The organism is Noviherbaspirillum album (assembly GCF_035916955.1).
GTDB lineage: Bacteria > Pseudomonadota > Gammaproteobacteria > Burkholderiales > Burkholderiaceae_D > Noviherbaspirillum > Noviherbaspirillum album.
Genome location: NZ_JAWIIV010000003.1, coordinates 65,322 through 88,126, shown reverse-complemented (window position 1 = coordinate 88,126; position 22,805 = coordinate 65,322). Strand labels below are relative to the sequence as shown.

25 protein-coding genes are annotated in these 22,805 nt (G+C 62.2%); 11 read left to right on the top strand and 14 right to left on the bottom strand.

Annotation, left to right across the window (positions count from 1 at the left end; translation table 11 throughout):
- Window positions 1-90 precede the first annotated feature (90 nt).
- Window positions 91-1,839 (top strand): glutamine--tRNA ligase/YqeY domain fusion protein, encoded by a 1,749-nt coding sequence (locus tag RY831_RS05275; protein WP_326505279.1) that lies wholly within the window; start codon window positions 91-93, stop codon window positions 1,837-1,839.
- Window positions 1,840-1,985: 146 nt separating this feature from the next.
- Here RY831_RS05275 and RY831_RS05270 read toward each other — a convergent pair whose 3' ends face one another.
- The 4 genes from RY831_RS05270 to RY831_RS05255 form a co-directional block, all read right to left on the bottom strand.
- Window positions 1,986-2,669, bottom strand: a complete 684-nt coding sequence (locus RY831_RS05270) for a hypothetical protein (RefSeq protein ID WP_326505278.1) — start codon at window positions 2,667-2,669, stop codon at window positions 1,986-1,988.
- Between the two features lie 12 nt (window positions 2,670-2,681).
- Window positions 2,682-3,158 (bottom strand): hypothetical protein, encoded by a 477-nt coding sequence (locus tag RY831_RS05265; RefSeq protein WP_326505277.1) that lies wholly within the window; start codon window positions 3,156-3,158, stop codon window positions 2,682-2,684.
- A gap of 248 nt (window positions 3,159-3,406) precedes the next feature.
- On the bottom strand, window positions 3,407-4,201 hold the full coding sequence (locus tag RY831_RS05260; RefSeq protein ID WP_326505276.1) for a DUF3014 domain-containing protein: 795 nt from the start codon (window positions 4,199-4,201) through the stop codon (window positions 3,407-3,409).
- 244 nt (window positions 4,202-4,445) lie between these two features.
- The gene (locus RY831_RS05255; RefSeq protein WP_326505275.1) at window positions 4,446-5,144 is read right to left on the bottom strand and encodes a transglycosylase SLT domain-containing protein; all 699 of its coding nucleotides are present in this window, start codon (window positions 5,142-5,144) and stop codon (window positions 4,446-4,448) included.
- A 241-nt stretch (window positions 5,145-5,385) separates the two neighbouring features.
- Here RY831_RS05255 and RY831_RS05250 point away from each other — a divergent pair, with 241 nt between their 5' ends.
- Window positions 5,386-6,000, top strand: a complete 615-nt coding sequence (locus RY831_RS05250) for a hypothetical protein (protein WP_326505274.1) — start codon at window positions 5,386-5,388, stop codon at window positions 5,998-6,000.
- Window positions 6,001-6,118: 118 nt separating this feature from the next.
- Here RY831_RS05250 and RY831_RS05245 read toward each other — a convergent pair whose 3' ends face one another.
- Window positions 6,119-6,625 carry a hemerythrin domain-containing protein gene (locus RY831_RS05245; protein ID WP_326505273.1) on the bottom strand — a complete coding sequence of 169 codons (507 nt, stop codon included), beginning with the start codon at window positions 6,623-6,625 and terminating at the stop codon, window positions 6,119-6,121.
- 133 nt (window positions 6,626-6,758) lie between these two features.
- On the bottom strand, window positions 6,759-7,535 hold the full coding sequence (locus RY831_RS05240; protein ID WP_326505272.1) for a CBS domain-containing protein: 777 nt from the start codon (window positions 7,533-7,535) through the stop codon (window positions 6,759-6,761).
- Between the two features lie 402 nt (window positions 7,536-7,937).
- On the opposite strand from RY831_RS05240, the gene RY831_RS05235 reads away from it, so the two are divergent.
- Window positions 7,938-8,459, top strand: coding sequence for a hypothetical protein (locus RY831_RS05235; protein ID WP_326505271.1), 522 nt, complete (start codon window positions 7,938-7,940; stop codon window positions 8,457-8,459).
- Window positions 8,460-8,489: 30 nt separating this feature from the next.
- Here the strand turns inward: RY831_RS05235 and RY831_RS05230 are convergent, their stop codons facing one another.
- Window positions 8,490-9,806: a cytochrome P450 gene (locus RY831_RS05230; RefSeq protein WP_326505270.1), complete on the bottom strand. Its 1,317-nt coding sequence runs from the start codon at window positions 9,804-9,806 to the stop codon at window positions 8,490-8,492.
- A gap of 354 nt (window positions 9,807-10,160) precedes the next feature.
- Between RY831_RS05230 and RY831_RS05225 the strand changes: the two genes are divergently transcribed.
- Entirely contained in the window at window positions 10,161-10,736 is a 576-nt protein-coding gene (locus RY831_RS05225) for a hypothetical protein (RefSeq protein WP_326505269.1), read from the top strand.
- Between the two features lie 76 nt (window positions 10,737-10,812).
- Here the strand turns inward: RY831_RS05225 and RY831_RS05220 are convergent, their stop codons facing one another.
- A complete protein-coding gene (locus RY831_RS05220) occupies window positions 10,813-11,061 on the bottom strand; it encodes a hypothetical protein (RefSeq protein WP_326505268.1) in 249 nt (82 codons plus the stop codon).
- Window positions 11,062-11,450: 389 nt separating this feature from the next.
- On the opposite strand from RY831_RS05220, the gene RY831_RS05215 reads away from it, so the two are divergent.
- Window positions 11,451-12,377: an ABC transporter ATP-binding protein gene (locus RY831_RS05215; RefSeq protein ID WP_326505267.1), complete on the top strand. Its 927-nt coding sequence runs from the start codon at window positions 11,451-11,453 to the stop codon at window positions 12,375-12,377.
- Window positions 12,374-13,135: an ABC transporter permease gene (locus tag RY831_RS05210; RefSeq protein ID WP_326505266.1), complete on the top strand. Its 762-nt coding sequence runs from the start codon at window positions 12,374-12,376 to the stop codon at window positions 13,133-13,135. Before RY831_RS05215 ends, RY831_RS05210 begins: the two co-directional genes overlap by 4 nt.
- A 13-nt stretch (window positions 13,136-13,148) precedes the next feature.
- On the opposite strand, the gene RY831_RS05205 is transcribed toward RY831_RS05210, so the two are convergent.
- From RY831_RS05205 to RY831_RS05190, 4 genes are all read right to left on the bottom strand, one after another.
- Entirely contained in the window at window positions 13,149-13,307 is a 159-nt protein-coding gene (locus RY831_RS05205) for a hypothetical protein (protein WP_326505265.1), read from the bottom strand.
- A gap of 44 nt (window positions 13,308-13,351) precedes the next feature.
- Window positions 13,352-14,059: a DsbA family oxidoreductase gene (locus RY831_RS05200; protein ID WP_326505264.1), complete on the bottom strand. Its 708-nt coding sequence runs from the start codon at window positions 14,057-14,059 to the stop codon at window positions 13,352-13,354.
- Between the two features lie 32 nt (window positions 14,060-14,091).
- Window positions 14,092-14,448, bottom strand: a complete 357-nt coding sequence (locus tag RY831_RS05195) for a hypothetical protein (protein WP_326505263.1) — start codon at window positions 14,446-14,448, stop codon at window positions 14,092-14,094.
- A 156-nt stretch (window positions 14,449-14,604) separates the two neighbouring features.
- Complete coding sequence (locus tag RY831_RS05190) at window positions 14,605-15,669, bottom strand: HDOD domain-containing protein (protein ID WP_326505262.1); 1,065 nt, start codon at window positions 15,667-15,669, stop codon at window positions 14,605-14,607.
- A 194-nt stretch (window positions 15,670-15,863) separates the two neighbouring features.
- Here RY831_RS05190 and RY831_RS05185 point away from each other — a divergent pair, with 194 nt between their 5' ends.
- The 5 genes from RY831_RS05185 (at window position 15,864) to RY831_RS05165 (ending at window position 20,307) form a co-directional block, all read left to right on the top strand.
- Window positions 15,864-16,892 carry an HDOD domain-containing protein gene (locus tag RY831_RS05185; RefSeq protein WP_326505261.1) on the top strand — a complete coding sequence of 343 codons (1,029 nt, stop codon included), beginning with the start codon at window positions 15,864-15,866 and terminating at the stop codon, window positions 16,890-16,892.
- A gap of 127 nt (window positions 16,893-17,019) precedes the next feature.
- A complete protein-coding gene (locus tag RY831_RS05180) occupies window positions 17,020-18,093 on the top strand; it encodes a PRC-barrel domain-containing protein (RefSeq protein WP_326505260.1) in 1,074 nt (357 codons plus the stop codon).
- 73 nt (window positions 18,094-18,166) lie between these two features.
- A complete protein-coding gene (locus RY831_RS05175; protein WP_326505259.1) occupies window positions 18,167-19,330 on the top strand; it encodes a glycosyltransferase family 2 protein in 1,164 nt (387 codons plus the stop codon).
- 106 nt (window positions 19,331-19,436) lie between these two features.
- Window positions 19,437-19,910 carry an SRPBCC family protein gene (locus tag RY831_RS05170; RefSeq protein WP_326505258.1) on the top strand — a complete coding sequence of 158 codons (474 nt, stop codon included), beginning with the start codon at window positions 19,437-19,439 and terminating at the stop codon, window positions 19,908-19,910.
- Between the two features lie 43 nt (window positions 19,911-19,953).
- Window positions 19,954-20,307: a CzcE family metal-binding protein gene (locus tag RY831_RS05165; protein ID WP_326505257.1), complete on the top strand. Its 354-nt coding sequence runs from the start codon at window positions 19,954-19,956 to the stop codon at window positions 20,305-20,307.
- Window positions 20,308-20,329: 22 nt separating this feature from the next.
- Here the strand turns inward: RY831_RS05165 and RY831_RS05160 are convergent, their stop codons facing one another.
- Together RY831_RS05160 and RY831_RS05155 are read right to left on the bottom strand one after the other, a co-directional pair.
- A complete protein-coding gene (locus RY831_RS05160; protein WP_326505256.1) occupies window positions 20,330-21,211 on the bottom strand; it encodes a MipA/OmpV family protein in 882 nt (293 codons plus the stop codon).
- A gap of 114 nt (window positions 21,212-21,325) precedes the next feature.
- Window positions 21,326-22,633 (bottom strand): hypothetical protein, encoded by a 1,308-nt coding sequence (locus RY831_RS05155; RefSeq protein WP_326505255.1) that lies wholly within the window; start codon window positions 22,631-22,633, stop codon window positions 21,326-21,328.
- Window positions 22,634-22,805 lie beyond the last annotated feature (172 nt).

Below are 22,805 nucleotides of genomic sequence, written 5' to 3'. Positions count from 1 at the left end.
AGGTGGCGGGGTCGCAGCGCCGCCGGCCGCCTCCCTCCCCCGTACGGTAAAATGCTGCCAGTCTTTCAATTCAAGCAAAGCCAAGAATTCATGAGCAACGATCCCAAAGCCAATGCCAACGCCGACAACGCAAGCGCCTCCAATTTCCTGCGCGGCCTGATCGAATCCGACCTTGCTTCCGGCAAATACCAGCAGCGCACCGACGCGCTCGGCCGCCCCTTGCCGGCCGTCGTCACCCGTTTTCCGCCCGAGCCGAACGGCTACCTGCACATCGGCCATGCCAAGGCGATCTGCGTCGACTTCGGCCTGGCGCGCGATTTCGGCGGCCGCTGCCACATGCGCTTCGACGATACCAATCCCACCAAGGAAGAGCAGGAATACGTCGATACCATTCTTGACAGCGTGAAATGGCTGGGATTCGACTGGAAGGATGAAACCGGCGAGCATTTGTATTTCGCCAGCGACTATTTCGACAAGTTTTATGAAATCGCCGAATACCTGATCAGCGCCGGCCATGCCTATGTGGACAGCCAGAGCGCGGAAGACATGGCGAAGAATCGCGGCAATTTCGGCGAACCGGGCAAGAATTCGCCGTTCCGCGACCGTCCCGCGCAGGAATCGCTAGACCTGTTCCGCCGCATGAAGGCGGGCGAGTTCAAGGATGGCGAGCATATCCTGCGCGCCAGGATCGATATGGCGTCGCCCAACATGAACCTGCGCGACCCGGCGATCTACCGCATCCGCCATGCGCATCATCACCGTACCGGCGACAAGTGGTGCATCTATCCGATGTACGACTTCGCGCATCCGCTGGAAGACGCGATCGAGAGCGTCAGCCATTCCTTCTGCACGCTGGAATTCCAGGACCACCGCCCGTTTTACGACTGGGTGCTGGAGCGTGCGGCCGAAGGCGGTTTCTTCAAGCGCCCGCTGCCGGAGCAGACCGAGTTCGCGCGCCTGAACCTGACCTATGCGATCACCAGCAAGCGCAAGCTGCGCCAGCTGATCGACGAGAACATCGTCGACGGCTGGGACGATCCGCGCATGCCCACCATCGTCGGCCTGCGCCGGCGCGGCTATACGCCGGAATCCATCCAGCTGTTCTGCGAACGCGTCGGCGTGGCCAAGGCCGACAGCTGGATCGACATGAGCACGCTCGAAGGCGCGCTGCGCGACGACCTCGATGCCAAGGCACCGCGCGCCACCGCCGTGCTCAAGCCGCTCAAGCTCATCATCGACAATTTCCCCGACAACCTGGTCGACGAATGCAGCGCGCCGGTGCATCCGCACCACCCGGAACGCGGCCAGCGCAATTTCCCGATCACCAAGGAGTTGTGGATCGAGGAAGACGATTTCATGGAAGTGCCGAGCAAGGGCTACTTCCGCCTGTTCCCCGGCAACAAGGTGCGCCTGCGCTACGGCTACGTGGTCGAATGCACGGCCTGCGACAAGGATGCCGACGGCAAGGTGATCGCGGTGCACTGCAATTACTTCCCTGACTCCAAGAGCGGCACCGACGGCGCCAACAACTACAAGGTCAAGGGCAACATCCACTGGGTCAGCGCCACCCATGCGCTGGAAGCGGAAGTGCGGCTCTACGACCGGCTGTTCTCCGATCCGCATCCGGATGCCGGCGGCAAGGACTTCAAGGCGGCGCTCAATCCGAACGCCAAGGAAGTGATCACTGCCTACCTCGAGCACGGCATGCGCGCCGCGCTGCCGGACGATAAGTTCCAGTTCGAACGGCACGGCTACTTCGTCGCCGACCGCGTGGATTCGCAGCCCGGCAAGCCGGTGTTCAACCGGGTGGTGACGCTGAAGGATAGCTGGGGGAAGTGACGCCTGGCTGAATCGGGATAATCGCGCGCTACCGGAATAGTTAAGGTAGTAGGCAGGGCAGCTTAGAACGGGCTCCTCAAGGTGCCCTTTCCATTGAAAAACCTTCTGTTTCGAACCCTATCAAACAACGTTTCTAATGCTTGCTACTACCGGTAAAGTACAGAGTGCAAATGCCGAGGCAGAGGCATTTTTTTATCGGCATCGTCAAAATGCTTCCCCTTTATTGCGGGTTGAATTGAGTTGAGTATTGCCGGGAACATTGGATTAGCGATTCCATGTTTGCTGCTGCACTCGTCGCAACGATGGAAATTTGGTTTAAAGCTTCTATTCTTGCGCGCCCCGATCGGACCCTCTTTATCCCAAATGCTTTGCGACGCTTCGATCGATACAGGCTTACACGTCGTCGCCCATTTTATTCCCATCACTTCTACGTAGAATCCGACCAAGTTGGAAACGAGATCCTCCTCGCTATACCCACTGTTGGTGAACATGGAGTACTTTTCCTGCACACTTTCAAAACCTAATGACACTTCCATGAAAATGGATAGAGCAACAGATTGCCTCTCGCTGATGGACAAGCCTTTCTTGATCCAATAAGTCCGGAAGTGTTCTACGTCAAGACCGGCGCGGCCCATCGATTGCTTGTAGCCGATGAAGTGCTTGCCTTGATGACCTGTGATACTTAGCCCCCGTTCATGAAGAATGTCTTGCCATAGATACCTTGCACTGGCATGCGGCCGGAAGGATGATCTCAAATGACCAAGATCCAGCCAACCACAATTGCAGGTATAGATCAGTCTTCCGTTGCGGATATCCTCACGACTGGACATGTAATTTCCTTTTTATTCGTAATGAGTCAGGCAGACATCCACCTCTAGGGGCTTACGCGAATTATTAATCACCAGATGAACGGAGTGTCCTGCCCGGTTTGTATAGGCCATGTAATGAAGAGGTTTTTGCTCCGAAAGTGAAGCGATGTTCGAACCCGTATCCGAGGGGTCCAACGCATATCCATCCTTTTGGAGATAGGTGCGGATATTCGATACGATCCAAGTCTCCTTGCTGCTTTGTGCGGCATAGCACACTGAAGACTGTGGAGGTTTAGGCCCATCCCCGATGCTACCGTGATACACCGGCCTGGAAATGGCATCGGAAAGCGGCAAGCTTCGAATAGTTGAAGATAGCTTCAGGTAGAACGCAAGCGTTCCTGGCTCAGGGTAATAATCTTCTTCACCAAACAAATAGAAGATCCATCCAGTCAGGAGTATTGCGCTGATGGCGATGGCAGCCGCCGTTATTTGAACAATTTTCGTCGCCACGCTGAGAAACCAGTAGAAGCTTTAAAAAATATTATTTTATTAACATTTTCTGCGGGCGGCACTAATTATTTTCCTAACACTTCCAACGTGTCAGATTTTCACCAATGTGCACGGAGGTACACATGGCATGCGTACTGATGTAGTCAGTCAACGCGGATGCACGTAGGTGCAATGCACGACTTTGCTAGTGAGTTCAGATCCGTGAAACGAACGCAGGTAACGCAGCGCTCGGCGGCGCGCCCGATTGCTCACCTTCCCTTCGCCTCCGCACTCCCCTTCACCAGTTCCTTGCGAATCGCCCGCAGCTTGTTCTTGACCTTCGCCGCATTGGCATCGCCCATGCGCAGCATCAGCTTGTGGCCGGCCGACAGCGATTCCAGTTCCGGGTCGGCGAACTTGTAGAACACATGCGGCTGCACCAGTTCGATCGGGCCTTCGACTTCCGGGGCATCGAGGATGTGGTCTATCACTGCCACGAGGCGGTCGTTGAAATAACCCTTGGGATAGCCGAGATCGCGGTAGGCGCTCTGAAACAGCGGATAGAAGCGCATGTAGAGCGCGGACAGGTCCTTGGCATCGACCGTGTCGAGCACGCGCACGAATGGCGTATAGCGTTCGTAGTTGGCGGAAGCCAGTGTCAGTTCCTTGCCCTTGCCCTCGGTACGCAGCTTGCCGGAAACCGGCGTGGTCGGCATCAGCTGTCCCGATACGACCTTGCGCGGCAGGTTGTCCACCGTGACGACGATGCGCCGCACGATTTCCTCCGGCTGCAGCAGGCGCTTGACCGCTGCCCTGCCGAGCAGATCCGAGAGCGCACCGAGAATGACCGGATCGCTCTTGTCAAGCGCGGGCAACGCGGCAGGCGGAGCCTCGGGAACGGGATACAGGATTTCCGGTTCGGCCGAGGCGGCCGGAGGCGGCGGCGCATCGGCGGGAGCCGAAGGCGCCGGCCGGTAGGTTGGTCCTTGCAGCCACAGGTAGAAGGCGATTGCAACGGCCCCGAGAACGATGATGCCGAGCAGCGATCCGATTACTTTTTTCATCCGGCTCTCCAATGCGAACGAATGGAAGCCATACGAACACAGGTCCGCAGGCGCCCCTTTACGTTACGTCATTTCTCGGCGGGATTCAAAGCCGGTGTGCAGCTGTGCTTATGTTTGCTCAAGCAAAGCACTAGGCGCTGCAGGTTGTTGCATTCCAGCATGAGGAGCGGCGCCCCCCGTGTCGAACTGGAAAATGCACGGCTGAAGAGACCAGATCCTCCCGGGCGGCACGGGCGGTACGGGATCATGACGGCAACGATTCGCCGCGTTCGATCTTTCGGAGCAGGTCGTGGATGCTGTTCATGTAGTTGGGATCTCCAAGCTGCGGGTTGTTGCCGGCATTCGGTCCATGGTTGTACTTGAACAGTGCATCGTCCCAGTCTCCGCCGCCCTTCAATTCCTTCAGGTACAGGGCCGCTGCGGTGACCTGACCTTCGGTGGACAGGTGGGTCATGCCGCCGAGCTGATCCGGGTGTTTGTCCTGCAGGTACTTGAATTCATTCGGGCCCAGCTGCATCAGGCCGCCGGCATTCTTCATGGCATCGATGCTATAGCCGCGCGACTCCTGCACCATCACGGCGGCAAGGGTGTTGGCGGGCACGCCGGTTTCCCGGGACAGCTTTTCGAACATCGGCATCAGGGTCTGCACCTTCTTGTTGCTGTCGTTGTCCCGGCCGGAAACCGATGAATCCGGCGCGGCCGCGCTTGTCGCCGGCGGGGAAGAAGCCGGACTGGCGGCCGGGCGCTGCAGGTTCGTCTTCGCGGCAGGCGGATCGATGATGCCGCCGCCGCGCTGCGGGGAATCCTGAATATCGAGAGCTGCGTTCATGGCCTTGATCACATCCAGTTCCGCCTGATAATGCGCTTTAAGCGCCGGGTCCGATGCTTCGTTGCGCATGCGCATGCGCTCTTCGTAGAAGCTTCCGTACAGCTTGAGTCCCATTTGATCTCCCATTTTCTTTTCGCTCTTATAACAATCCGAAACGGCCCTGCCCAGCCGGTGCGCTGCCGTCAATTCATGAGTGGCGCGGCAAACCGGGCGGTTCCGGTTTTCCTCGATGCATTGCCGCGGCATGTCGGAAATACCGTTGGGAACAGTCGATGCGACGAAACTTGGGTCGCAGGCCATGTTTTGCTGAACGATTTTCCGTGAAGCGCGACCAATTCGCTTTGGAGGACGCATCATGACTCATCACGACCCGCATGAAATCAATCGCCTGGTCGGCGAATTCACCGATCTGCAGGAACAATGGGAAGGAAATCCGGCGTCTTTCGACTGGCGCGCGCTGCAATCGCTCGCCCAGCGCGGCGCGGAAGCCTACAACGAAGGCGGCGGCCCTTCATTCCAGTCGCTGGCGCTGGACGGCATGCGGCACAGCGAATTCCATGAGCGCTTTCTTGCCGACATGCTGCGCGCCGGCTTCGACCCATTCAAGCTGGCACAGGGCGGCAACGGCGGCAATCCGATCCCGGTGATCGATCATGCGAGCCTGGCCGAAGCGGCCGAAAACAACCCATCGTCGCAGCGCATGCGCGCCAGCCTGATGGAGCTTGCCCGCGACCGGTTCGAAATATTCGCCAATGAAGTGCAGCTGGGAACAGACCCGGGCGCCTCGCCGCTGTATGACATCGTCAGGGCCTGCGCGGAATCCATTCCCGAGGACTTGCTGCAGAAGATCGATTCCCGCCTCGCCCAGAGCGGACGAGGCGCGCCCGCAATGCGCGGCGTCAATCCGGTGGAGGGCTATCTCAGCACCGCGGAAATGCAGATCGAAGGCAGTCGCAGGCCGGAAGGTTGAATGCCTGCATGGTGACGGGCGGACGCGTCACCATCGAATGAGGGCGGCGCGGCAGGAATCACCCCGGCCCCGCCTTTACGCCCTCATGCCACCGCGCCGCGCTCCTTCCGCAACGACCCTACTGACGCAGGCCTGGTGCGACCGGCTTCTGCATGCGGTCCGCGATCATGCGCATCTGCAGCGCCTGCATTTCCATGCCGATCGCGCTTAGGTCCAGCCCAGCCTGCTCCACTTTCGGGAACAGCGTGGTCTCTTCCTCTTCCACATGCAGCATGATCATGTCGGCGAGCTGGCGAAACAGCTGCTCCGCCTGGGGATCGCTTTCATCCATCGGCTTGAGCCTGTCGATCAGCTGACGTGCCTCTTCATGCTCTTCCTCGCAGTGGTCGACCAGCCTCGGATCGGCATCGCGCACGCGGGGATAGAACACGCCTTCTTCCAGCGAGGTGTGCATCTCGAGCAGTAGCAGCACATGGCGGCCGGTCTCCTTCTTCTCGCCTTCGTCGCGCGTGGCGAAATAGCGTTCGAAGAGTTCCTTCACAAAACGATGGTCGGTCCTGAGCGCCTCGATCGGCGCATCGGTGGGAAATTCGCCGCGGCGAAATGCATTGGCATCCTTGTTCATGCGCTTCTCCTTGATGAAGACAACTTGAGGATCTGAAGGATCTGAAGCTTGGCGCGCGCGGACCATGCTTCGGCTCCCGCGCCGTCCTCGCGTGTGGTTGCGTGGTTGTTTAGTTGCCTGGTTTCGGCAACGGCTATGGTTTGGCGCCGATGCCCGTGCCCGGCGAACCGGCGGTGCCGGCGGTACCGCCCGATGCGCCCACCGCACCCGCCGCATCGGTGCCGCCCGGCGCGCCGGTGCTGCCGGTATTGTCGATGCTGCCTGCCGTGCCGGCGGCGCTCGACGGCGTGGAATTCCACGGACCGGACGGGTCAATGAGAGGGCCCGGCTCCGCCCTGTCGCGCCCTTCGGCAAGCAGGGCATCGGTGCCGGCGAAACCGGTGGCGGTGCCGGTGCTCGACCCCGCCGAGGGCTTGCCTCCGGTGGCGCGACGATGATGATGCGTCTGCGCCGGGTTGGAGCGGTCCGGCTCGGACGGCGTCGATATGCGGGCGGCAGTGTCTTCCACGCTCTGCTTGCGCGCCGCGTCGCCCGACTTGGTGATCAGGTCGCCGAGGGCAACGATGCCCACCAGCTTGTGCTGCTCATCATGGGACACCACCGGCACGCGGCGGATCTGCGTATCAGCCATTTTCTGCATCACGCTATCGATGGGCTCATCCTCGAAGCACCAGCGCACATCGGTGCTCATGACCTCGTCGACATGGGCTTCGGCCGGCGTGCGCCCGGCCGCCGTAGCGCGCACGGTGATGTCGCGGTCCGTCACCATGCCGACCAGCCGCCCGCCCTCGCACACCGGCAAGGCTCCGACATTGAGTTCATCCATCAGCTGCGCCGCGCGCTGCAGGCTTTCATGCGGTGCGACGAAGCGCACGTCGCGCGTCATGACATCGGAAATCATCTGCATCATTTTCTCCTGGTTGACGGCCTGCTCCTCAAGACTGCCGGAGCCGGGCCGTGATTAAGGCAAAGCGCCTGTTCATCGGTCCTCGGGCTTGTGCTTGCTTAGCTGGCGATAAGCGGTGTGAACCGGAACCCTGATCTTTATCGATTGCTGAACCGTTGCCATCTTGAATCTCCTGTTTCGCCATGCGCCGATGGCGCATGGATAGGCAGCGCGCCGCGGATGGAGCGCATCAGCGGCATGGGAGATATGAGAGCGCAGACGGCGGGACAAGTTGCGAAGCGCGACCAGAAAACGAGGGGCGAATACGCGGAACGAAAAAGGTACGAACAATGAAAAAGGCCGGCGGAGGCCGGCCCTGACTGCGTGCGGACGGCTCAGCGGCCGATGCCGTTGGTGGGACCTGCGATGCCCGGGCCGCTCGGCGATCCGGAGGAGCCGCTCCCCATGGTGCCGACGCCGCCCGAGGTCGGATTTGCACTGGGCATGCCCGGACCGGTGACACTGTTGCCGGACGTACTCGACGTGCTGCCGGAGCTTCCCGACGCTTGCGCGGTGCCGCAATTGATGCCTGCGCTGCCGGTCTGGGTGGAGGCCGATGCGCTTGCCTTGCCGCCACTGGCGGACGCACTGGTCGGCGGACAGTCGGCGCTGCTGCCGGGCGATGCAGCGCCGGAACGGGTGGTGCCGGATGCGGTCGTGCCGCTTCCGCCCGATGTCGACATGCCGGTCGAACCGCTGCTGCCGTCTCCGCTGCGGGAGTTTGGCTCCACCGAACTGCCCGAACCCATGGTGCGGGAACTGATGCCCGATGTGCTGTTGGTCGGCGTCTGCGCCTGTGCGATACCGGCGGCCGCAAGCAGCGCCGCCAGGCTTATCGAGGTAATGATCTTCATGTTGGCTCCGTCATGGTTCGTATTGAAACGATGAAGGGCTGCAAGGAGCATGCCATCGCAGGTTCTATCCGTCGAACCTGCTGCGCTCACCATGTTCGAGTTCCATGACGGGCGGCGCGGTGCGGAACACATGCCTGACCTTGCTGATCACGAAGCGGCTTTCCGGTATTGCGGGCATACGCGACATGTCGATGCGCAAGTCCTGGCGCGGCACTTCGTAGGTCATGGAAGACAGCAGCAGGCGGGTAGCGGTTTTCACCAGTTCGATCGTCAGCCATTCGCCGGCGCAGCGATGGCCGAGATCGAAGTCGCCGCCGCCTTGCGGTATGAAGTTGTTCGGACTGCCGTTCCATTCGCGAAAGTGTTCCGGATTGAAGGTTTGCGGGTCTTTCCAGATGCGAGGATCGTGATTGGTGCCATAGATGTCCAGCAATACCCAGGAGCCTTTTGCAAAGTTGAGACCGCGCCATGTAAATTCTTCGCGTACGCGGCCACCTACTGCGGGGAAGAAAGGATAGAAGCGCCGTACCTCCTGCACGAAGCAGCCGAGGTAGTCGTTCTCATCTGCATCTTCGGCAAGCAGGCGCTGCCGTACGTCGGGATAGCGATGCAGTGCCAGCGCGGCAAAGGTGATATAGCGGGCGACCGCGACCGTGGGCCGCAGGATGTTGATCAGTTCGACTGCCGCCACGTCGGTATCAAGAAGTTTTCCATCGGCATCGCGATGCAGCGCGATGATTTGCGCAGCGCTATTGTCGGGAACCTGCATGTGTCCTGCCCGAATCATCGTGACGACGCTGCGGATCCAGTTTTCGGTGCGCGAGCGCAGCCGCATCCCCCGCCAGTTGCGCGGCCCCACCGCGCCGGCGCCGTCGATCATCGCGGAAAATTCCCGGGTGCGCTGTTGCAACGCCGCTTCGGTCAATGGCAGCCCGGCCCATTCGCATACCGCGCCGCACAGCAATCGCTCGACTTCATGATGCAGCACCACCTGCTCCGCGCTTTCCCATTGCCGGAGGCGCTGGTGCCATTGCCCGGCGAACCGTTGCGTCAATTCCGCGATGCGCTCCGGTCGCATGATGGACATGAACATCTGCTTGCGCAGCCGATGCGCCTCGCCGTCGAGCAACTGCACGCTGCCGAGATCCTGCAGCAGCAGCAATGCGGTCGGCGGAATCGCATGCCGGCGGGTGAAGCGATCGGGCTGATAGAACATGCCAGCGCCCTCTTCGCCGGAAACGCAGATCACCTTCTGCCCCACCAGTCGCGTTTCGAACATGTCGGTGCGCAGGCGGCCGCAGCGGTTGGGAATGAAGTTGTAGGCTTCGCGCAGCAGCGCCAGCGTGCTGTCGAGCGCCTTGTCCTTGGGTATGGGCTTCATGCGGTGGATCCTGGAAAGTCGGAGCGTCGGCCTCTATGTGGAAGCGCCACAGGAGCGGTCTCTGAAACTATTGCTGCGATGTGCCCGCCGGGGGAAAGTTCAGCGATTGCGGCGAACGCGCTGTCTCGCCGGCTGACGAACAGCGCGGCATCATGAGCATGTGTTTGCCCGCCATGCCGCCGATCGATCCCTGCAGCAGAACCATCGTGCCGCGACTGCGGCAGGTGGACCCGGCTGAAACCGCAGGTAGCAACGCACTTCTCCCCGCAGCATCTATCGCCTCACAATTTGCTGATTCTCATCGCGCCCGCCGGCAGGCTTTGCTACCTTATCGAGCATAGGAGGCATGCCGCCATGACACAATCCTCTCTCCTGCGTTATCTCCCGATGGCCCTGCTGCTCGCAGGGCATTCCTTGCTTGCCCATGCCGAGAAGGAACTGACCGTAACCGCGCCCGCCAAGCTCGGCAAGCCGGCGGAGAAGGTGTACCGACAGGTCATGCCCGACGGAAAAATCGTTTACTCCGACAAGCTCATCAAGGGAGCGAAGCTGGACGAGACTCTTGCGCCCGATCCTGCGGCCAATACCTGGAAGTCCGAATCGGGCAAGCGCCCGGCCTTGCCGCCGCGCGTCGAACCCACTCCGGTAACCAAGGTGCCTTCAATCGCCGCCGCCGACCGGCGCAGAACACTGCAGGACGCGGAATCCGACGTGCTCAAGGCCGAGATGCTCCTGGAAGATGCCAGGAAGCGCCAGCAGGCGGGAATAGAACCGCTGCCGGGCGAGCGCACCGGCAATGCCACGGGAGGTTCGCGCCTGAATGAGGACTATCAGGCCAGGCAGCAGCGGCTGAAGGAAGATGTGGCCGAAGCCGAGGCGATGCTGAGGAGAGCGCGCACCGAACGCACTGCGCTGCTGCCGGCACGCTGATGTACCGCGTGCACCGCGTGCACCGCGTGGATTGGATGCATTGCAGTAAAGAGTAAGGCCGTTTCCACCATCCGGCTCAAGGTTTCATCTGCGTCCAGGGCACATTGCCGATCGGCGCGGCATTGCGTCCGCAATCGCATTCGTCCCAGGTGTGATGATCCCAGACCGCCGGATTGAATTCACTCGACGTTGCATGAAATTTGCTCGATGCCGCATTCGGCAGTGCTGCTCCGCCCGCCGCGCGCAGCAGGTCCTCATCGGCAGGCGCGCCGCCGCAGGCGCTTAGTACTATTGCAGCACACACCGACATCAGCATTGATGTCAACGCTCCGCAAGTTGTTGCTGTGGTCTTCAACACTTCCCCATCCCAGAAAAACTTTCCTCACATCATGTTGACGCAAGGCACGTGTCTCTGAGATTGCTGTGCAGAAAAGGTTCCGGCAGTCAACGCAAAAAATGAATGGAAACAACTTTTACCGTTCGTCTTGTGGCAGCAAGGACAACAGACTTGTCCTTGCTGCATGCCATGGTTTCAAGTTGCGCTGTCATTGCTTCAATGGTGGCACCGCCTAGGCGCGCGAGGCTTTGCTCGCGTTTTCGCGCAATGTCTTACCATGTCGTCTATTCATTGCGATAAGGAGAAAAACACCCATGCCGCCAGTTGCCCGTATTGCATCCCCATTCCTTCCCTGTTGCGACTGCTGAGGAGACCTCGTGCAAGCAGTCATTTCCGTCAATGGAGTTACCAAGACCTATGCCTCCGGCTTCCAGGCGCTCAAAGGCATCCATCTCGATATACGGCGCGGCGAAATCTTCGCGCTGCTCGGCCCCAACGGCGCGGGCAAGACCACGCTGATCAGCATCATCTGCGGCATCGTCAATGCCAGCACCGGCAGCGTGCTGGCGGACGGCCACGATATCGCCCGCGATTACCGGGCGGCGCGTGCCAAGATCGGGCTGGTGCCGCAGGAGCTGTCGACCGATGCCTTCGAAAGCGTCTGGGATACGGTGAAGTTCAGCCGCGGCCTGTTCGGCAAGCCGCCCAACAAGGCCTATCTCGAAAAGATCCTGAAGGACCTGTCGCTGTGGGACAAGCGCGATGCGAAGATCATGGCGCTGTCCGGCGGCATGAAGCGGCGCGTGATGATCGCCAAGGCGCTCAGCCACGAGCCGAAGATCCTGTTCCTCGACGAGCCCACCGCCGGCGTCGACGTGGAACTGCGGCGCGACATGTGGCAGATGGTGCGCAGGCTGCGCGAGAACGGCGTGACCATCATCCTGACCACGCACTACATCGAGGAAGCCGAGGAGATGGCCGACCGCATCGGCGTCATCAGCAAGGGCGAGATCCTGCTGGTGGAAGACAAGGACGTGCTGATGAAGAAGCTCGGCAAGAAGCAGCTGACGCTGCACCTGCAGCATCCGCTGGCGGGCGTGCCCGACGGCCTGCAGGAGTATCAGCTCGAACTCTCGCAGGACGGCACGCAGCTGACCTATACCTTCGACGCCCAGGACGACCGCATCGGCATCCCGGAGCTGCTCAAGCGGCTCGACGAGCACGGCATCCACTTCCGCGACCTGCAGACCAGCGAGAGCTCGCTGGAGGAAATCTTCGTCAGCCTGGTAAGGGGGCGCGCATGAACTTCTACGCAATCAAGGCAATTTACATTTTCGAAATGGCGCGCACCTGGCGCACCATCCTGCAGAGCATCGCATCGCCGGTGATCTCGACCTCGCTCTACTTCATCGTGTTCGGCTCGGCCATCGGCCCCCGCATGGCGCAGATCGACGGCGTCAGCTACGGCGCCTATATCGTGCCCGGTCTGATCATGCTGTCGGTGCTGACCGAGAGCATTTCCAATGCCTCGTTCGGCATCTACATGCCCAAGTGGGCCGGCACCATCTATGAAGTGCTGTCGGCGCCGATCTCGGCCTTCGAGATCGTAATCGGCTATGTCGGCGCGGCAGCGAGCAAGTCGGTGATCCTCGGGCTGATCATCATGTTCACGTCATGGCTGTTCGTCGACTATACGATCGTGCATCCGTGGTGGATGCTGGCCTTCCTGATCCTGACCTCGATCACCTTTTGCCTGTTCGGCTTCATCATCGGCGTCTGGGCCGACGGCTGGGAAAAGCTTCAGATCGTGCCGATCATGATCGTCACGCCGCTGACCTTCCTCGGCGGCAGCTTCTACTCGATCAGCATGCTGCCGCCCTTCTGGCAGAAGGTCACGCTGTTCAACCCGGTGGTCTACCTGGTCAGCGGCTTCCGCTGGAGCTTCTACGGCGTGTCGGACGTCAGCGTGGGCATCAGCCTCGGCATGACGCTGGTGTTCATGCTGCTGTGCCTGGCAGGCATCTGGTGGATATTCAGGACCGGTTACCGGCTCAAGACCTGAAGACCTGGAGTTCTTATGGCGATGGAGGCGGCGAAGGAGTCTTGCCGTCTTCATCCGCCGGCAACTCCTGCGGCACCGGCTGATACCCGGGATTGACCAGCGGATCCTGCTGCGGCACATCGGTCCTCGGCTGGATCGGCATCGGGTCGGGACGCGGTTCTTCACGGTTCATGGCGACTCCTTGATGGATTCGAACGGCAGCAAACGGCAGGCCGCTCAGGCCTGCGGCGCCCTGGCTTCCCGCGATGCCTGCGCCACCTTGCGCAGCGCATCCTCGAACACTTCCGCCGGCTGCCCTCCCTGCACCAGGTAGCGGTCGTTGATGATCACCGCCGGCACCGAATGGATGCCCTGGTCGAGGTAGAAGCGTTCCCGGCGGCGCGTGTCTTCCGCGAATTCGTCGGAGGACAGGATTTCCCGTGCTCGCGCCGTATCGAGGCCGGCTTCCCCTGCCGCGCGCAGCAGCACGTCATGCGAACCCGGATTTTCGCCATCGGTGAAATACGCGCGGAACAGCGCATGCTTGAGCGCCGCCTGCTGCGCCGGTCCTTCGAGTTCGGCCCAGTGCAGCAGCCGGTGCGCGTCGAAGGTATTGTAGATGCGGTCGCGCTTGTCCATGCGGAACTCGAAACCCACCGCTTCGCCGCGCGCCCGGATGGCTTCGCGGGTGCGCTCGGTTTGTTCGGGCGTGGCGCCGTACTTCTCGGCAAGGTGCTCGCCGATGTCCTGGCCTTCCGGGGCCATCTGCGGATTGAGTTCGAACGGCTGGAAATGCAGTTCGGCCCGGATTTCTCCGTCGCCGTCACTGCCACTATTGCTGTCGGCGGCAAGGCGCTCGAGCGCCTGCTCAAGCGACTTCAAGCCGATCGCGCACCAGGGACAGGACACATCGGAAACGAAATCGATCTTCAATTGGGTGGTCATGGCATTGGCCTCGGAATGCGGAAACCCGAATGTTAATCCTTCTTTTCCGGCTCCGCTTCCGTGTCCCCGCCGGCATCGACGCCACTTTCCAGGCCGGCCTTGATCCGGCGCAGGCGGGCGTATTCCTCCGGATCTTCCTTTGCCAGCTTGCTGTCTCGCCATTTGTAAAACACCGCCATGCCCAGCATGGCGGCGGCGCCGATGGCGAGCTTGCCCTTGTTATTGCCGATCATGGCGGCGGCTTTCATGGCAAGCGGCGTATCGGCCTCGGCCGCTTCATCGGTCAAGGTATGCCGCGGTTCTGGCTGCGGGGGCGTGTTGTCGGGTTGGGCGCCGGCGGTTTCGGTTGCCTGGCTGACATCTGGCTTGGCGGATTCCTGTTCGGGCATGGCGGCTTCTTTCACTTGTTTGCTCGGCAATGATGTTGTTATAACAAACTTAGTGCGGTTGCACCGGCAGTAGTTCACCGGTGAAATAGATGTAAGTCACAATTTGTCGTTTGCAAGCCCTTGCAGACGCTCAAGGCGTGGACAAATCGCGATTTTTTACTTGCTTGAGCCTGACAGGCCAGGCCAGTCGCGATCCTCGATTTCCATCAATTGCTGCAGGCACTCCTTTTCCTGGTCGGACAAGCCGTCGGCGACATGCGGGTCGGAGGCATCAAGCCTGTCATGGCGCAGGAGAATATCGATCTTGCTCAGGTAATCGCCCATCCACAGCACCCTGCCCACGGGCGACATGGCTGCCGGACGCAAGGCTTCGCCCTGCTCGCGGATGGCCGTCATCACGGTATCGGGAAAATGCCACTCGCTGCCGATATTGACGGCCAGCGTGCGGCCGAAACCCGCGAGCGCGTTGCAGAAGGTAGGCGAGCCCACCGGCTGGCGGCCGTCGGACATCTGGTCGATGACCCGCAGCGACACGGTCAGCCCGACGTTCTGCACCAGTCCGGCCAGAAACACTTCCAGCGGATCGGCCTTCTCGCCGTCCGCCAGCAGGCGGTTGGCCATCGCACAGCGTTCCGACTGCATCCACAGGCGAGGCGCCACCATCCTGGTGAAACTGCCGGAATTGAGGTTGATGATGGGCTTGAAGGCGACCCCCGTGATCAGCTGGCGCAGGCCGTTCTGACCCAGGATGAGAATCGCGTGGTCGATGCTGGTGATCGGCTTGCCGGGGCTGAAGGCGGCGCTGTTGGCAAGACGCAGGACTTCCGCCACCAGCACAAGGTCCTGGGAAATCTTGCGGGCCAGCTCCGGTCCGGCGAAATCGCCGTTGCGCAGGCTTTGCAGCAGCTGGGGAATCACCCCCGGCATGCGCCTGACAAGATGGGCCCCGGCCTGCTCGGACTTGACCACGCCGTCCAGGGCCGCGAGGATCGCGTCCTCGTTGCCGTTGGTGAAGATGTCGGGATGGTGTTCCGCCTCGAACAGCCAGCTTGCAAAGATGAAATCCACCTGGTCGCGCTGCAGCGCCGTGACGCTGTCGGCGGCGAAGCTGGACTGGCGCAGCACTTCGGGTTGCGGCGAGTTCGCAGGCGCACCCGCCGGGCGGACAGTATGCGCGGACGTGCCGGAATCGGCGAATAAGCGGCGAAGCCAGGCGTACATGGAATCAGGAGGGCTCGGTTGATGAATTGTTGTTCTGGATTGTTTTTCAGCAATACTTCTCCGATTTAAACATGCCATGCGCCTGCCGTCGAGGCCAATTCAAGATGATGCAGGGTATACTTTCCCGAGCTTTTCCAAGCTTATTGCGCAGGCCCCTTCCTTCGGGGGCGATTTCCGTTACCGATGCCGTCCCGATGAAAAACTGGTTGAATCGCTTGCTGGGCCGCGAATCCACGCCCGTCCCGGGACCGGAAGATGTCTCGCCGCCGGCGACGCTGGACACCGCCACCACCATGCTGGCGCGCTCCGCCTCCGATATCGACGGCCTGTTTCATCCCTGGCTGCTCGGCGTCGATGCCGGCGCCGGCCTGCGGCCCAACGACGCCGAGGTGCGCCTGGCGCGGGCGCTGGAACGCATTGCGGGCACGACCGAACAGGCGGTATCCGACCTGGTGCCGCGCATGCCGGCGGTGATCCCGATGCTGCTGCAAAGCCTGCGCGACAAGGATGTTTCGAACGCCCGGCTGTCCGGGCAGATCGCGCAGGACCCGGTATTGCTGGCGGCGGTACTGCGCCAGGCCAACACTTCCCATTACCGCCGCCGCACGGCGATCACCAGCATCGAGCAGGCGCTTGCGCTGCTCGGCCAGAACGGCTTGCGCCTGCTGGTGGCCAGCGTCGCCTTCAAACCCGTGCTGGGACTGCAATCGGGTCATTTCACCCGCACCGTCGCCCCGCGGCTGGCGGAACTGTCTTCCCATTCCGCGCTGGCCTGCCGCTGCGTGGCCGGCCGGCTCGGCGCCGATGCCTTCGAGGTGTTCCTGGCCGGGCTGCTGCAGAATGTCGGAATGATGGCTGCATTGCGGGCGATGGATCAGGTGTCCGACGGCCAGGAAAACCTCCAGTCGGGAAAATTTTGCGCGGTGTTTGCAGACAATGCACGGCGCCTGGCCGTGCGTGTCGGCAAGGAGTGGGCATTTCCGCCGCAAGTGGTAGGCGCGCTGGCACCGGCCGCAGGCGCGGACGCTGCACCGGCGTCTCCCCTGGCGCAAGCGGTCAGCCAGGCGGATCTGCTCGGCAAGGTGCGCGTCCTTGCCCATGGTGGCGGCATTGCCCTGGATGAAGCGGAATGTCTGGCCGCCGAAAGCGGTTCCGGCTGCCTGTCATGCTGGCAGGAACTGGCTGAACGCGACGCCGAAACCGATGGCACGCAAGCTTCCTGAAAAATTTTCCTCCGCCTTATTCAACGCTCTTCCACAAGGATTTATCCGCTCTGGGCTCGGATTTTGCTCGAGAAAGGAAAAGGGACGCCCAGGCGTTCATGTCCGAGTTTCTTGAGGAGTCTGAATAATGAAAATCACGAACATCAAAAGCGGAAGAAAACTGATCGCGGTTGCGGTGATGGCATCGTTCGGCATGGCCCTGTCCGCGCCGGCGCTGGCGCAGGACAAGGCCAACGCGCCGGCGGCCCGCTCGTCGACCGGCCAGAGCACATCGTACGACATGCGCGCCAGCAAGCTGATCGGCATGGATGTAAAAAATGCACAGGGCGACAAGCTCGGCAAGATCGACGATGTGATGGTGGACATCGATAATGAACGCGCCGCCTACGTCGTATTGTCCGCCGGCGGCACGCTTGGTGTCGGCGAAAGGATGGTCGCGGTGCCGGCCGCCAATTTCAAGGTCGGCGGCGACAAGGATGGCGTGATCCTCAATGCCACCGCCGACCAGTTGAAGAAGGCGCCGAGCTACGATGAAAAGAAGGAGGCCAACTTCAGCCGCGACAGCTATCGCAGCGAGGTGGACAGCTATTTCTTCAAGGAAGAAACGGTGCGCCACACCGCGGCGGGCGCCAGGCTGATGTCGGCCAAGTACCTGATCGGCAAGGATATCAACGACCGCGCTGCACATGACGCCGGGGAGATCGAGGACCTGGTGCTTAATCTCGGCAATGCCGGATCCTACCTGGTAATGGAAGTGGACAAGTCCTGGAGCCCCGGCGACAAGCTGGTGGCCGTGCCTTTTGCCGCCTTCACTTATCCCAGCCGGCCCGACCTGGACCTGCTGCTCAATATCGACCGCAAGGTGGTCGAGAATGCGAAGGGATTCACCGACAACGAGTGGCCCAACCTGAGTTCCACCGCCGCTCAGCAGCAAGTACGGCAGGAACTGGCAAGCATGCAGGCATCGGTCAAGTCCAACCCCGGCGAGACCCAGACCGGCCGTGAAACAGCGGCCTCGGGCAATATTCCCGGCACCCAGCCGAGCGGCCCCGCCAGCGGCGGCCCCGGCAATGCAACGGGAGGCAGCTCCAGCAGCGGCGGCGCCGGCGGTTCGGCTGGCGCCAATGCGGGCTCGTCGGCGGGCTCGAGTTCGGGCGCCGCCCCCGCTTCCGGCACGCCGTCCGGCGGCAGCGCGCGCTGAGCATTTACCGGGCAATGCGGGCAATGCAGACAGTGCCGGCAATGCAACTGTCCAGCGCCAACCGGGGTCGTCCTTGGTCCTGAGCAACGACGCCGCTTTCTGGCTAGCACTGGCCAGCTTCATCATTGTCGGCGGCATCTGCCTGGAAGTGGCGCTCGGCTGGCGCAGGATCGCCCAGCTCCGGGACATGCCGCCGGCGGCCGGCGATGCACTGCCGGCCGTATCGGTGATCGTGTCGGCGCTCAATGAAGCCGGCACCATAGAGCCGGCGATGCGCTCACTGCTCGGCATCGACTATCCCCGGCTTGAAATCATTGCCATCGATGACCGCTCCACCGATGCGACCGGCGCCGTGCTCGACCGCATCGCAGCCGAAGACGGGCGGCTGAAGGTGCTGCACCTGGAGTCGCTGCCGGCCGGCTGGCTCGGCAAGAACCATGCGCTGCAGCGCGGCGCCCAGACGGCCGGCGGCGACTATCTGCTGTTCACCGATGCCGACGCGGTGTTCACGCCGAGCGCCCTGCGGCGCGCGGTCGCCTACTGCGAGGACAGGCGGGTCGATCACCTCACGCTGTTCTTCGACGTCGTCGCGCATCCGCCCTTGCTGCAGGTGATGATCCTGAGTTTCGCCACCGCCTTCATGTCGCGCTTCAAGCCCTGGAAAGTGGCTGACTCGCCCGGCCGCTACGTCGGCGTCGGCGGCTTCAACCTGGTGCGGCGCCATGCCTATTTCGACATCGGCGGCCATGCGGCGATGCCGCTGGCGGTGCTCGACGACATGATGCTGGGCAAGCGCATCAAGGCACACGGCCATCGACAGCATGCGCTGTTCGGCAGCGACATGGTATCCATCGAGTGGTATCCGACGACGCGCGACATGATGCGCGGCATGGAAAAGAACATTTTCTCGGCGTTCGATTACCAGCTGGTCCAACTCTGCGCCGTCAGCCTGCTGATTCTCATCTTGCGCGTATGGCCCTGGATAGGCATGTTCGTTACCGAAGGAGCTGCGCGCTGGCTCAACATTGCCACCGTGGTGGCCGGCATGCTGCTGTATGTCGATCTGCTCCATGCCCGCCGCTGGTCCTATCGCTGCCTGCTGTACGCCCCGATCGTCAGCCTGGTGGAACTGCTGATCTGGTGGCGCGGCAGCCTGCTGGCACTGGCGCGCAACGGCATCGACTGGCGTGGCACCCGCTATCCCTTGCAGGAACTCAAGCGGGCGCATGAACGCTGAACAGCGCGGAATCTTTGCCGCCGCGGGCGGTGTCCAAATACGGTCAGGATACAGAGCACCATGCCGGAGCAGGCCCGCATCCGGCAGGCATCGCCAGGAGGCAAACATGTCGATCGTGGAAAAATCGGTGCAGGTCAACGTACCCGTCAGCACCGCTTACAACCAGTGGACGCAGTTCGAGCAGTTTCCGGAATTCATGGACGGCATCACGGAGGTGAGGCAGCTGGACGCGACCCGCCTGCACTGGCGCGCCGACATCGGCGGCAGAACCAAGGAGTGGGATGCAGAGATTACCGAGCAGCTGCCCGACCAGCGCATCGCCTGGCGCAGCACATCGGGCGCACCGAATGCCGGCATCGTGCTCTTCCAGGACCTCGGCGGCGGCCGCAGCCAGGTCACCGTGCAGATGGACTATGCGCCGCAAGGCATTGCCGAAAGCGTCGCCAGCACGCTCGGCCTGCTGTCGCGCAGGCTGGATGACAATCTTGGGCGCTTCAAGCAATTCATCGAAGCGCGCGGCCAGGAAACCGGCGCATGGCGCGGCCAGGTCGACCAACCGCACGAGCATGCCCGCACATGACGATCCGCTGCTTTACTGCGTCTACCGCCCACCGGAGTTAGACATGAAAAAACCTTCCCTGCTGGCAGCCATCGGCGGCCTGGCACTCTCTCTTGCATCGCCTGTCGCGTCGGCGCTCGAAACCCCCGTCAAGCTGCTCGGCGATCCGGCGCCGCCCGAGGCCGCGCAGTATGCGATCGCCATCACTCCCGCGACGCGCTGGGTCAATGTGATCGGCGGAGAAATCGTCAGGTTCGACGTCGGCGGCAAATCCTTCGCCTGGAGCTTCACCGGCGCCACCAGTATTTCCGCGTTCGACCTCAAGCGCGTGGCGCCGCCCGGCATGCTGGAACGCAGCGTCATGGCCTATGTGGCGCCCGATCCGCGCTACATCGGCGGCGATTCGCCCGAGGAGTGAAACCTGTCCACGCGAATTCGGGCTACTCGTCGCTCCGCACCATCGTGGCTGACTGGCCGAATATCCAAGACACCGCCACGCCGCCGGTGACGGCGCTGCGCTGCCGCACCAGCGGACTGCTGGCGAAGGCCGCGCCGCCCAGATGGTCGTAGCGCAGGAACGCCCCCACCCAGTAACGGGAAAAGCGCTTCGACAGCGTGGCCGAGGCCTGCATCCCGGCATAGCCGCCGGGTGCAGCGTAGGCCGGACGATCCGGCCTCGCGTCCGCCGCTCCGACGCCGTAGAAATACCCGTTGTATTCGCGCGAGCCGTAGACCGGGCCGGTCTGCAGGCCAAGCTTCCATCCCCGCAGGCCGGCCGGATCGCCGACCCGCAGCAACAGGTTGGGAGAGAACAGCCAGCCGGCTTGGCGCGGCGACGACTCCACGGTGAATGCGGCGCGCACCGGCAGGCGCAGGTCGAGACGGGCCTGCCGGCGCCCGCTGCTCCACAGGCGCAGATCGACCGTCGGTCCGGCTTCGACGATGGGCCGCAGCTTTTCCATACCTTCGCGCAAGGGGCTGTTGTCGCTGCGTCCCGGCAGGCTGGCATTCAGGCTCAGATTGACTTCCACCCGGTCGCTCTCGAACAGCGCCGCCCGCATGCCGTTGCGGTCGGCCTGCAAGATATCGCCGCGATAGATGAAGTACGGCGCGGGCAGCAGGTAGCTGGAGCGGGTATCTGCGCCCCGATAATCCGGCACGCTCAATACGCCGAGGCCCAGGCCGACTTCCCATTTGGGTTGTGCCTGGAGTTGCGCCTGCGCGCGCGCATCGGCGGCAAGCAGATGGAGAAGCATCAGCAGCGGTGCGACGAGCGCGGCGCGCGAAAGCGGAACGGAGCGGGCAGGATATGGTGCGGGCATGCGTAATGGAAAGAGAGGAAGTTCCGCGTTGGACCACGGACGCGGCAGATCATCGCGCCGGCTTGAGCTGGCGCATGCCCGCACCAGATCAAGACCGGCCCAAGCAATTAGGAATCAACCGCCGAACAGGCCCTTGAGCACCTTCACCGGGTTGGGGACGCCGGGCAGCGGCAGGGACAGCGGGGAATCCTGCGCTTCGGTGACGGCTCCGCCGGCGCCATCAGTACCATGAGCACCGGCGGCATTGTTGGCACTGTCGGCATTGTTGGCACCTTCAGCCATGCCGAGCATGGTCATGCCGGTGGACTTGATGCGTACGCGCGCTGTCCATTCCGGCTGCCAGTCGGCGGGCGCCTTGGCCGGCCGCGGCGGATGCGACACATTCAGTTCCGGGCCGTAAGCGATCATGTTGACCATCGCGCCTTCGGCCTTGTCGAAGATGCCCTTGGGTATGGTGCAGTTCGTGACATTCGGCTGCAGTACGATCTTTTGCTGCAGCAGCTTCGCCACCTGCGCCGGCGACTGGTAGCTCATCAATGCCCAGCCGTTTTCCGGCTTCGCGCTGGAACTCCAGATGATCATGTCCTGCGCCCCGTCGGGCCCGCGAGCTGCGCCCTGGGCGTGCAGGAAGTAGGCTTTGGCATGCTGCATGGCCGGCCAGCCGAGCTGCACGCCATCCCTGGGCTGTCCCTTGGCCGTCATGCTGGCGCGCGGCAGGAAATCGTATTCCGGGCTCACGCTGAATTTCAGGCTGGGCGGCACTCCCTCTCCGCTCACCGCATGCTCGCCCTGCAGCGAGGCATTGTCGGGTACGCGCTTGCTGTCTCGCTCGTTCGGCCACAGCGCATTGCCGGCACGATTCTGCACGCCCTTGCTGGCGCCGGCATGGCTTGAGAAGAATTGAGCATACTCGCTGGCGTTCTGCTTGGCGAAATCGAGAATGCGCGGCTGTCCCGCAGCGATGCTGTCGCCGCACCCCCAGTACATCAGGATGCGGCCTTTCGGCCTTTCCGGCGTGTCGTTGCGCTCGGCGTGGGTGCCGCCGTGGCTTGCCGGCTGCGGACGGTAAGGCGTCAGCAGCAGCGACGGCCCCATGTTCATGGCGGCAGGAATGGCATGCGTGCCTTCGACGCCCGCCGGCTTGGCACGCACGTGGAGTTCGGCATCGAGGGACTTGCCGCGGCCACCCATGCCACCCATGGCGCCCATGGCCGCGGCACCCGGATTGCCGCCCATCAGGCCGCCGAGCAGGCCGACGCCCGTGCCGCCCACGCTTGCTTCCTCGGGCATGCCGGGAATCGACATGCTGGTGGTGGACAGGTCGACCCAGTATTGCGCGGCCGGCGCGCGGTTCTGCGCGTGCGCGGTGAACGCGCCCGCGGCGATGCAGGCGGCAAGGACGGTACGGATGGATGCGGACATGTGTTCTCCCTGGTGCTTGGTATTTGAATTGAAATTGCTTTACGGCGCGCGGCATGCCTGCGCGTCGCTGCATGATGATATGCAGCAAGCTGGCTGCCGTCAAAAGCGCGATAGCTTACGCGAGCGGTCGAAGCTTGTATCTCCCAAGTTCATGGGAAAGCCGGGGGGAATA

Bases quoted from the DNA above. Each gene is read 5' to 3' on its own strand.
- RY831_RS05275 (WP_326505279.1), top strand. From the start codon at position 91: ATGAGCAACGATCCCAAAGCCAATGCCAACGCCGACAACGCAAGCGCC.
- RY831_RS05270 (WP_326505278.1), bottom strand. From the start codon at position 2,669: ATGTCCAGTCGTGAGGATATCCGCAACGGAAGACTGATCTATACCTGC.
- RY831_RS05260 (WP_326505276.1), bottom strand. From the start codon at position 4,201: ATGAAAAAAGTAATCGGATCGCTGCTCGGCATCATCGTTCTCGGGGCC.
- RY831_RS05255 (WP_326505275.1), bottom strand. From the start codon at position 5,144: ATGGGACTCAAGCTGTACGGAAGCTTCTACGAAGAGCGCATGCGCATG.
- RY831_RS05250 (WP_326505274.1), top strand. From the start codon at position 5,386: ATGACTCATCACGACCCGCATGAAATCAATCGCCTGGTCGGCGAATTC.
- RY831_RS05245 (WP_326505273.1), bottom strand. From the start codon at position 6,625: ATGAACAAGGATGCCAATGCATTTCGCCGCGGCGAATTTCCCACCGAT.
- RY831_RS05240 (WP_326505272.1), bottom strand. From the start codon at position 7,535: ATGATGCAGATGATTTCCGATGTCATGACGCGCGACGTGCGCTTCGTC.
- RY831_RS05235 (WP_326505271.1), top strand. From the start codon at position 7,938: ATGCCCGGGCCGCTCGGCGATCCGGAGGAGCCGCTCCCCATGGTGCCG.
- RY831_RS05230 (WP_326505270.1), bottom strand. From the start codon at position 9,806: ATGAAGCCCATACCCAAGGACAAGGCGCTCGACAGCACGCTGGCGCTG.
- RY831_RS05225 (WP_326505269.1), top strand. From the start codon at position 10,161: ATGACACAATCCTCTCTCCTGCGTTATCTCCCGATGGCCCTGCTGCTC.
- RY831_RS05210 (WP_326505266.1), top strand. From the start codon at position 12,374: ATGAACTTCTACGCAATCAAGGCAATTTACATTTTCGAAATGGCGCGC.
- RY831_RS05205 (WP_326505265.1), bottom strand. From the start codon at position 13,307: ATGAACCGTGAAGAACCGCGTCCCGACCCGATGCCGATCCAGCCGAGG.
- RY831_RS05200 (WP_326505264.1), bottom strand. From the start codon at position 14,059: ATGACCACCCAATTGAAGATCGATTTCGTTTCCGATGTGTCCTGTCCC.
- RY831_RS05195 (WP_326505263.1), bottom strand. From the start codon at position 14,448: ATGCCCGAACAGGAATCCGCCAAGCCAGATGTCAGCCAGGCAACCGAA.
- RY831_RS05190 (WP_326505262.1), bottom strand. From the start codon at position 15,669: ATGTACGCCTGGCTTCGCCGCTTATTCGCCGATTCCGGCACGTCCGCG.
- RY831_RS05185 (WP_326505261.1), top strand. From the start codon at position 15,864: ATGAAAAACTGGTTGAATCGCTTGCTGGGCCGCGAATCCACGCCCGTC.
- RY831_RS05180 (WP_326505260.1), top strand. From the start codon at position 17,020: ATGAAAATCACGAACATCAAAAGCGGAAGAAAACTGATCGCGGTTGCG.
- RY831_RS05170 (WP_326505258.1), top strand. From the start codon at position 19,437: ATGTCGATCGTGGAAAAATCGGTGCAGGTCAACGTACCCGTCAGCACC.
- RY831_RS05165 (WP_326505257.1), top strand. From the start codon at position 19,954: ATGAAAAAACCTTCCCTGCTGGCAGCCATCGGCGGCCTGGCACTCTCT.
- RY831_RS05160 (WP_326505256.1), bottom strand. From the start codon at position 21,211: ATGCCCGCACCATATCCTGCCCGCTCCGTTCCGCTTTCGCGCGCCGCG.
- RY831_RS05155 (WP_326505255.1), bottom strand. From the start codon at position 22,633: ATGTCCGCATCCATCCGTACCGTCCTTGCCGCCTGCATCGCCGCGGGC.